This window comes from Rhodococcus sp. ARP2, from assembly GCF_001029585.1.
Lineage (GTDB): Bacteria > Actinomycetota > Actinomycetes > Mycobacteriales > Mycobacteriaceae > Rhodococcus_F > Rhodococcus_F erythropolis.
In genome coordinates this window covers 1-8,492 of sequence record NZ_LEKE01000004.1, presented here as the reverse complement: position 1 = coordinate 8,492, position 8,492 = coordinate 1, and the positions used below count along the sequence as shown (strand labels likewise).

Annotated in this window: 5 protein-coding genes and 4 pseudogenes; 4 read left to right on the top strand and 5 right to left on the bottom strand. The window is 59.4% G+C overall.

Going from position 1 to position 8,492, the window contains the following annotated elements:
* Positions 1-396: pseudogene (locus ABX74_RS02045) on the top strand (tellurium resistance protein); the annotation flags it as partial.
* A gap of 84 nt (positions 397-480) precedes the next feature.
* Positions 481-936: a tellurite resistance TerB family protein gene (locus ABX74_RS02040; protein WP_003941110.1), complete on the top strand. Its 456-nt coding sequence runs from the start codon at positions 481-483 to the stop codon at positions 934-936.
* 56 nt (positions 937-992) lie between these two features.
* Here the strand turns inward: ABX74_RS02040 and ABX74_RS02035 are convergent, their stop codons facing one another.
* Together ABX74_RS02035 and ABX74_RS30710 are read right to left on the bottom strand one after the other, a co-directional pair.
* Positions 993-1,514 (bottom strand): 2-oxo-4-hydroxy-4-carboxy-5-ureidoimidazoline decarboxylase, encoded by a 522-nt coding sequence (locus ABX74_RS02035; RefSeq protein ID WP_047888111.1) that lies wholly within the window; start codon positions 1,512-1,514, stop codon positions 993-995.
* 488 nt (positions 1,515-2,002) lie between these two features.
* The gene (locus ABX74_RS30710; RefSeq protein ID WP_244891507.1) at positions 2,003-2,128 is read right to left on the bottom strand and encodes a recombinase family protein; all 126 of its coding nucleotides are present in this window, start codon (positions 2,126-2,128) and stop codon (positions 2,003-2,005) included.
* Positions 2,129-2,455: 327 nt separating this feature from the next.
* Here ABX74_RS30710 and ABX74_RS02025 point away from each other — a divergent pair.
* A pseudogene (locus tag ABX74_RS02025) lies at positions 2,456-3,699 on the top strand (IS256 family transposase).
* Positions 3,700-3,813: 114 nt separating this feature from the next.
* Here the strand turns inward: ABX74_RS02025 and trpS are convergent.
* Positions 3,814-4,854 (bottom strand): annotated as a pseudogene (gene trpS / locus ABX74_RS02020) (tryptophan--tRNA ligase).
* 946 nt (positions 4,855-5,800) lie between these two features.
* Positions 5,801-6,250: a hypothetical protein gene (locus ABX74_RS02015; protein ID WP_029254397.1), complete on the bottom strand. Its 450-nt coding sequence runs from the start codon at positions 6,248-6,250 to the stop codon at positions 5,801-5,803.
* 519 nt (positions 6,251-6,769) lie between these two features.
* On the opposite strand from ABX74_RS02015, the pseudogene ABX74_RS02010 reads away from it, so the two are divergent.
* Positions 6,770-7,773 (top strand): annotated as a pseudogene (locus tag ABX74_RS02010) (NYN domain-containing protein).
* Positions 7,774-8,021: 248 nt separating this feature from the next.
* On the opposite strand, the gene ABX74_RS02005 reads toward ABX74_RS02010, so the two are convergent.
* Entirely contained in the window at positions 8,022-8,228 is a 207-nt protein-coding gene (locus ABX74_RS02005) for a hypothetical protein (protein ID WP_029254398.1), read from the bottom strand.
* Positions 8,229-8,492: the final 264 nt, after the last annotated feature.

Below are 8,492 nucleotides of genomic sequence, written 5' to 3'. Positions count from 1 at the left end.
CACACCGAGATCTCGGCGCGCTTGCGGGCACTGGCCGAGGCCGTCGACATGGGCGAACTCGCGCGAATGAGTGGTGTCGCAGATGGTCCGAGTTCCCTGCGCCTGTTGATCCTCAGCGATTTCCCGCACGGATACTCCGCCGAAGACGCACAGACCATCATGTTCCTCGCCGAACGCGGACCGGCAATCGGTTTGTCGATACTGATTGTCGGAGAGGACGAGTCGAACTTCGCGGAAGAATCCGTCGCCGCGCTGTCCGAGGGGTGCCAACATCTTTCGGCAGCAGGGCAGACGGAGGTTCACGATCCGTGGACCCGCACGCAATGGCACTTCACCCCGGACGTGCTCGACCCGATCTCCGAGTCGCGAATTCTGTCAGTGTTCGACCGCACCTAGTGGCCGATGGCGGATTGCCGAGCGCACAGGCAGAGTGGTGGTACGACCACGCGCGGTGTGTGGCGGCAATACTCGAGGAGACTCATGGCATTCTGGGATCAGTTGAAGGCTAAGGCTCAGGAGATGAACGGCCAGCTCAAGACAAAGACCAGCCAGTTCCAGAACAAGGAATTCAAGAACGCGAGCATGGCAATGTGCGCGTTGATCGCCGCCGCAGACGGTTCGATCGATCCGTCGGAGCGTCAGAAGACCGCCGCGCTGATCATGAGCAACGAGTCGCTCGCGGTCTTCCCGCCGGACGAGCTTCGTGAGCAGTTCGACTGGTACTGCAGCAAGCTGTCCTCGGACTACGAGTTCGGCAAGGTCGAGGCAACCGCGACCATCGCCAAGCTCAAGTCGAAGCAGGATCAGGCCCGCGCGGTCATCCAGATCGGCATCATCATCGGCGGCGCGGACGGCAACTTCGACGAGCACGAGCGCGGCGTCGTACGCGACATGTGTTTTGCAGTCGGAATCTCTCCGGCCGAGTTCGATCTCTGATCGATTCAGAGCATGAAAGCGGGTGCGGCGCGAAAGCGCCGCACCCGCTTTTCTTTTCAGTACTCGGGATAACCGTCCTCGGGTCCCAGCATGCGCTCGATCCTCGTCCGCGTGATCTTGGCGAGCTCGTCGATGCAGACCTTGCGCTCGACGGACCGCTCGTTGGACATGCGCTCGCCGATGTTCTCGAGCAGGTCGTCGGCGTCGTGGCCGTGCGAACACCACAGATACCGGAAGCCGAAGTTCCGCTCGTACTCCTCGCCGGCGCGATAGATGGTTGCCATGACGGCGTCGTCCGGAACCCAGATCGAGCATTGCTCGAGGTGGGACGGCACGCTGTTCCTACGGACGCCGACCGGTGGATGGCATTGCAGGGCGCGTTCGACGTCGACGTCCGAGAGGTTGAGAATCGCGTCCTCGGCGCGCGAGAGGATCTCCGCGTGATCGGCAAACGGACGTCCGTCGCTGACCCACCCGGCCCACGTCAGCGAGCAGCAGCACTCGAACAGTGCGTGAACTGCCTTCTGCCGCGGTAGTTCGTTGAAGCGCCCCAACCCGATCGATTGATGTAGCAGCATGTGACCTCCCGGCCCGTTGTGCCTTCAGGCGCGCTCGACATGCCGCGCGGTAACCAGATGCGCGGCCACTTCGATAATCCGCCGCTTCACCTGGGAAAGGAAGGTTTGCTCACCAAGTTTTCAGATTCTTAACGCGGCGTAACGAGCTGACCCACACATCGAAGGAGCCCGACCCGCGGCAACCGGTGAGGCTCCAGACCGGGAGCCTCTGGAAGAAAAGACCCGATCATGACTGACTTTTTTCTCCAGCCGGTGAGCTTGTCCGACGCACCTTTCTCTTCTCAGCAGCTGTCGCGGCGGCCAGGGCGTCACGAGTGCGGCCACGAATCAGATCCGACTCGAAACTCCGTCATCAATCCCCAGCAAGCCGATGAACATCTTCCCCATCGGATCGCGCGGGTCGTACAACTGACCGTCAATTGACAGCGATACACCTTCTCCGCGATCCGTTCTACCGGCTCATGCAGATCCTTCGCCGAGCGCGACAGTTAATGAGGCATCGTCACACAAAGGACGTCGCCGGCCCGAGCCGCGTTGATCGCATCATCCAAACCTGGCCGACGAGCCTGCCCGCCGCTGACACGATGATCGACATAAGCCTGGTCGCGATCCACACCCGCCTTCACCAGAAGATCAACCTGGATCCCGTGTTCTGCCGGCGGTGTTGCATCTCGACACCCGATCTTCACACCCACGTTCGCCGACGGGACACCCAATTGGAAACTTTTCGCTAAGTTTCTCCACGTCAGTCACGCCCAGAAGCCCGTTCCGTGCTGTCCGGTATGGCGATGGTCAAAACGCACACCCAAACCCGAAGAATCGCTCTGACGACTTACTCGCTAGTGAGGGGACTGTCAGATAAACGGTTGATCCGGTCTTGGTTCGACACGCCGAGCTGAGCTTGGTGGGAAGGATCGATCATGACCGAAAAACTGGATCCCATGGCGGACGAGGAGGATCAGAAACAGCTGGCCGAGCAACTTTTGGCACAAGCCAAGGAGCAGGGCGTGGAGCTGATGAGCCCGAACGGGCTGCTCAATCAGCTCACCAAGAACGTTTTCGAAATCGCGCTAGACGCGGAGATGACCGAGCACCTCGGCTACGAACGGCACGATGCTGCCGGCCGAGGTAGCGGCAGTTCCCGCAACGGCACGCGATCGAAGACCGTGCTCACCGAGATCGGGCCGGTCGAGATCGATGTCCCGCGGGATGTCGATTCCTCGTTCATGCCGCAGATCGTCAAGAAGCGGCAACGACGCCTGACGGGGATCGACGCGATTGTATTATCGCTTACTGCAAAGGGGTTGACGACCGGCGATGTGTCCGCGCACTTTCAGGACGTCTATGGTGCGACGGTCTCGAAGGACACCATCTCCCGCATCACCGACAAGGTTGTCGGCGAGATGACCGAATGGCAGAACCGGCCGCTCGATCTTGTGTATCCGGTGATGTTCATCGATGCGGTGCACGTCAAAGTCCGCGACGGTCAGGTCACCAACCGGCCGATGTTTGTCGCGATCGGGGTCACCGTGAACGGTGAACGCGACATCCTCGGGATTTGGGCCGGGGACGGAGGCGAAGGCGCCAAGTTCTTCGCTGTCGGTGCTCACCGAAATCAAGAACCGCGGGGTCGCCGACGTGTGCATCGTGGTGTGCGACGGCCTGAAAGGGTTGCCGGATGCGATCAACACCGTCTGGGAACTCGCGGTGGTGCAGACCTGCATCATTCATTTGATACGCAACACCTTTCGGTTCGCGGCACGGCAGTACTGGGACAAGATGGCCCGTGATCTCAAACCTGTCTACACCGCTCCGTCGGAGTCCGCGGCGAAGGAACGGTTCATCGAATTCTGCGGAATTTGGGGTGAGCGATACCCAGCGATCGTGCGGATGTGGGAGAACGCCTGGACCGAGTTCGTTCCGTTCTTGGATTACGACGAAAGAGATCCTGCGGGTGATCTGCTCGACCAATGCGATCGAGTCCGTCAACGCTCGTTACCGGCGTGCTGTGCGTGCTCGTGGGCACTTCCCGACGGAGCAGGCGGCGCTCGAATGCTTGTATCTGGCGACTCGGGCTCTGGACCCGACTGGGAAAGGTAAGGCGCGATGGGCGATGAGGTGGAAGCCAGCGCTGAACGCGTTCGCTATCACCTTCGAAGCACGCATCACCCTCAACAGTAATTAACCGATACCGAGGTCGGATCCACCGTTGATCAGACACTCCCGATGGCGGATTCCAGGGATCGTCGCAACCCGGTGAATGTCCAAACTACTGGAGTGCGCTATGGGTAGGAGTCGATCAGTAGATGGTGCCCATTGCGGTTCGGACTTCCTCGAGGGTCTGTTGGGCGATTTCGTTCGCGCGCTGGTTTCCGATGCGCAGGACGTCGGCGACATGGTGGGGGTCTTGGGCGAGGTCGTTTCTGCGTTGCCGGTGAGGGGCGAGGAAGTCGTTCCCGAGCGTGGTGGTGAGCTTTTTGAGTGCGCCTGCGCCGGCGTCGCCGATCTGGTCGGCGAGGTCATTCTCGTCGCGACCTGAGCACAATGCTGCTGTGGTCAGCAGTGCGGATACCCCGGGGCGGTTGATCGGGTCGAAGGTGATGCGGCGTTGTGAGTCGGTCGGTGCCTTGCGGATTGCCGCTGCGGTGTCGTCGGCGGTCATCGACAGTGTGATGGCGTTTCCGTAGCTCTTGGATGTCTTTCTGCCGTCGAGTTCAGGTACTTCGGGGCTCGAGGTAAGCAGCGCTTGAGGTTCGGGGAAGACCTGGCCGTAGCGGTCGTTGAAGCGTCGCGCGATGACACGGGTCATTTCGACGTGTGGGAGGTTGTCTTTCCCGACTGGAACGAGGTTGCCTTTGCAGAAGAGTATGTCCGCGGTCTGATGGACCGGGTAAATGGGCAGGAGACCGCTGAGGGCACGCCCGGATGCGGCGTGTTCGGCCTTGACTGTCGGATTGCGGTGCTACTCGGCCTCGGTGACCAGGCTCAGGAATGGCAACACGAGTTGGTTAAGTGCGGGTATCGCGGAGTGAGTGAAGATCGTCGCTAGTTGCGGGTCTATGCTTGCGGCAAGGTAGTCCAGCACTGCGCTGAACACGTTGTCGCGGACTTCGCCGATGGCGTCGCGGTCGGCGATGACCTGGTAATCCGCGAGGATGATGAACGTGTCGACGTCGCGTTGGTGCAGGCGAACCCTTACTGCGAGGGTGCCGAAGTAGTGTCCGAGATGCATTGGGCCGGTGGGGCGTTCACCGGTCAGGACTCGGTATCGGCTCGGGTTTTCGGCGATGTCGTCGCGTAGACGGTCGCTGCGTGCAGTGGTGATTTCGAGGGACGTCACTGTAAGGCTCCTGAATGGTCAGGGGCTGTACGAAACCTCGGGCTCGGCCAGGATCGACTTGCGCGTGGGCTGCATACAGCCCACGACGTGGTTAGACGGGCTGCGAGAGCAGCCGCCACCATGCCTGTCGAATCACGATCACCTGGTCAGGGTGGCAGTTCATCCGGCGTTGAACGATGGTGCAACTCGGTCGCGATGGTTACGGAGACAAGTTATAGAGCAAACCGCGGAGGCGATTTTCGGGCGTACTCCAACCGAGTATTTTGCGGGGCCGGTTGTTGAGCTCGGCGGCGACTGCATCGAGATGCTCGCGACTGTGCGATGCCAAGCACTCGGCGAGAGTTCGAAAAGCGCAGGTCCAGGCACCATTTGAAAGCACGTGAGCGTGGCCGGAATCCGGCCACGCCCACGCAGTCTCGCTTAGATCACTGTCAATTGCTACTCGCAGAGTCCAGACTAGACCATCCAGCCCCTTGTTTCGAGGCGGTGTCCAGTCCGACAACCATGACCGTTGTTAAACCTAGAACTAGGTTCACGAGACCATTCCAGTAGTTTCCTAGCATCATCCAGGTCCTTTCTTAGGAGAGTGCCAAGAGGAACATTCGTAACGGGTTCATGGAACCGATCCATGTTTTCCGCACAAGTGCCATCAAATCGACTGACGTTGCTTCAAGCGACATCGCGCTCTCCTTTTCTAGACCTTGAATCCCATGGATAGCTCCAATGGGGTCTGGATCAAAAACATGAACAGAGTGGGAACCATCTGAACTACGGTTTGACCCAATGACGAGGTCGCCTCGGCTACCGAACCCATCACAGACCACCATCCGAGTTGCTATTCATGGACATCGCGTTCAAGCCATCAAGTGAACCGCCGAGAACTGGGGTCAAACCGGTTACGAGAGCCTTGAGTGCACGCAGGAACTCTACTGACATTTATTCCTCCTTATGATGTAGTGAAGTTGAATCCGACCGCAGAGTTGTACGTGGAGTCGAGATGGGCCAAGAAGATCCACGTATCGATCTGGTTAGTTCCGAACGTGGTGGAGTACCAGGGGTTGGAGCTGGTAATCGTCTTGCCGGCGGGTGCGGTAGCGAAGATTTGGACCTTGGCGCCGCCGATGACATCATTGGCGAGGGTGGATGTGCCCTGGACGCAGTAGCTTCCGTTCGCATTCGTCGTGGCCGAGATCGGCATGGCCACCCCACCTACAGTGCCGTTGATGACAACGCCTGCTACGCCATTTCCTGCGGGATCTGAAGCCATTCCGCAGACCTGGTTGTCGGCGGTGGGAACGCCCGGCACGGCCGGGCCGGCCGATGCGAGCCCAGCGAAAGCGATGGCGGATGCTCCTGCGAGGGCGAGGGCGCCAGACGAAATCCTCTTGATGTTCATGTTCCGAACCTTTCTGTTCTTAACAAGGTCACCTGTATCTCGCTGTGCGGTCTGACAAAAAAGTCGGTTTGCACCCCACGAAAATTGGGCACTGAGGAGTCAGGTCGGAACGCGAGTAGCCGACGATGATCTGCAGCCATGAAGCCCAGCCAGCCCCGATGTGAGATTCCGAATGGACGTCGAGTGGCCATTAAATGTTTGATCGTAATCAAACCGGGCGTCTCAAAGCATTTTCGCGAACCTTGCATCTTTGGGGTGACGCGAATCACCATAGCTGATTATTCGGCGGGATGGAACCCGTTCTAGAAATTTAAAAATCGTGGACGTAGTGATCTGTTTCTGGTGACGGTTCCTGCAAATTCCCTACCATTCAGTAGGTTGAGAACTGAAGCTCTGAACTTTAGTACTACTACTTTAGTGCTAATCGCGGAAACTCTTTCTTGATGTATTGAATTGGCCTCAGTTAGTGGCTGATTGTGATTGGACGGGGCGGTGATTGGCTGCGTGCCATAATGTCGCATGCGGTCGACCTGCGCTCTTACATCGATGCCGGGTATCTCCTCGCCTCTGCTGCGACTCGTGTCACCGGCACTTCACTGCGAGGCGGCATCCATGTCGACTACTCGAAACTGATCGGCTCACTGTTGGCAGCTGCGGAAGTAAGGCAGGACTGCGATGCTGCGGGTGCATTGGTGCGACTCGGCCCGCAACGGGATTCCGGATGCACAGCAGGAACGCATCGGCGAGCTCCCCAAAGTGAAGCTCCGACTCGGACGGTTCGGTGTCAACGCTGAGCAGAAGGGGGTCGACCTTCGAATGGGCCTCGACCGCGTGGCCCAAGCACGCAACAGGGCATCCGACGTGTTCTTTCTCGTCTCCGGCGATGATGATCTCGCCGAAGCAGTCGAGGAAGCCCAGGTGCATGGAGTCCAGGTCCTGCTGCTCGCTGTACCGACTGTCGAGGGTAAAGCGCATGGTGTTAGTCGGCACCTAATCCGGCTGTCGATGAACTCGACAACATCGACGGCGCGGCGGTCGATGCAGCAGTGGTCGAAGTCGATCGCCAACCCGTGCCGGCGCCGATAGCCCCGCTCCAGTCGTCCACGTCAACCCCCGCCGTCGCGGCGGCGGCGCGGCCAACTGCCCGAACCCCGCTGGACCTCGCGAAGGTCCCGCACGTCCCGTCGGATCCACGACCGAAAAGTGTTCTGGCCTATAGCGTCTCGACGTGGTCCTCCGATCACAGCCCACCCGGGTACTGGGGCGACAATGACGAGCAAGGTCAACTGATCGATGACGTTGTCTCACGCGTTCTCGCAGCGTTTCACGAGAGCGCTACCGGTGACGACCAACTCGAACTTCGGCGTGCGAGGCCATCGATTCCACCAGACATCGACCGTGCACTTCTGCTTGATGCTTGCGAGGTCATCCAGAAGTGCGACCTGGACGAGAGGATCCGATATCGATTGCGGGCGCGTTTCTGGATGAAGTATGACGAGCCCTCAGCCGTGATGGGAATATGATAGGCCAATCTCACGGTCCGTCGGTTGAATCGGGCGGCGATGAAGAGGCTGGGAATGTAGCACGTTTCGAATACTGCACATCCGCCAGTCGACCTCCCCGGACACCACTGACCACCGGACATAACGGCAATCGGCGCCGAAACAGATGCATCAATGTTGCATTTGATGCAACCTCCGCTCAGCTTGCTTGACGGCCTCGTCGCCTCCGCGCTCTCGACGAGCCTTACCCGGGTTGACGTGGAGCCGAACTAGGCTGCGGGCGTGTCGGTTGCGGAGACTGTCACGCGTACGAGTCCGCGTCCACCGGTGTGGATGACGAACCGGCCTGCTCCGCTGTTCACCAACTGGGGTTCGGTGGGAAACCATTCTGGCGCGAGCGGTTCGTAGTCATCCGGTGATCGCAGGACGATCGTGTTGTAGAAGGAGTCCACCTCGATCGCGAACGGCTCCGGCATCTGTTTGCTCCTCGTGCACCAAGTCGGTATCGGTCGAATGTATACCCGATGTAATTCCGCTCAGTTTCTTCCGTACCCGTCATCGGAAATGCTGCCGGTCCAAAAATGGCAATCCCGCTCGCCAGGTCCGCGCACGATGAACCGTTCGAATCGTTCCCGTTCCGGATCGCCGGAAGCGTTAGGACGTCGGCCATCAGGACACGCACCTAACCCTAGTGAGATTTGCCGACGATTCGGCCGCGATTTCCCCCAACCGGGGGGGGG

Coding starts and splice junctions, on each gene's coding strand:
- ABX74_RS02035 (WP_047888111.1), bottom strand. CDS start 1,514: ATGCTGCTACATCAATCGATCGGGTTGGGGCGCTTCAACGAACTACCG.
- ABX74_RS02015 (WP_029254397.1), bottom strand. CDS start 6,250: ATGAACATCAAGAGGATTTCGTCTGGCGCCCTCGCCCTCGCAGGAGCA.
- ABX74_RS02040 (WP_003941110.1), top strand. CDS start 481: ATGGCATTCTGGGATCAGTTGAAGGCTAAGGCTCAGGAGATGAACGGC.
- ABX74_RS02005 (WP_029254398.1), bottom strand. CDS start 8,228: ATGCCGGAGCCGTTCGCGATCGAGGTGGACTCCTTCTACAACACGATC.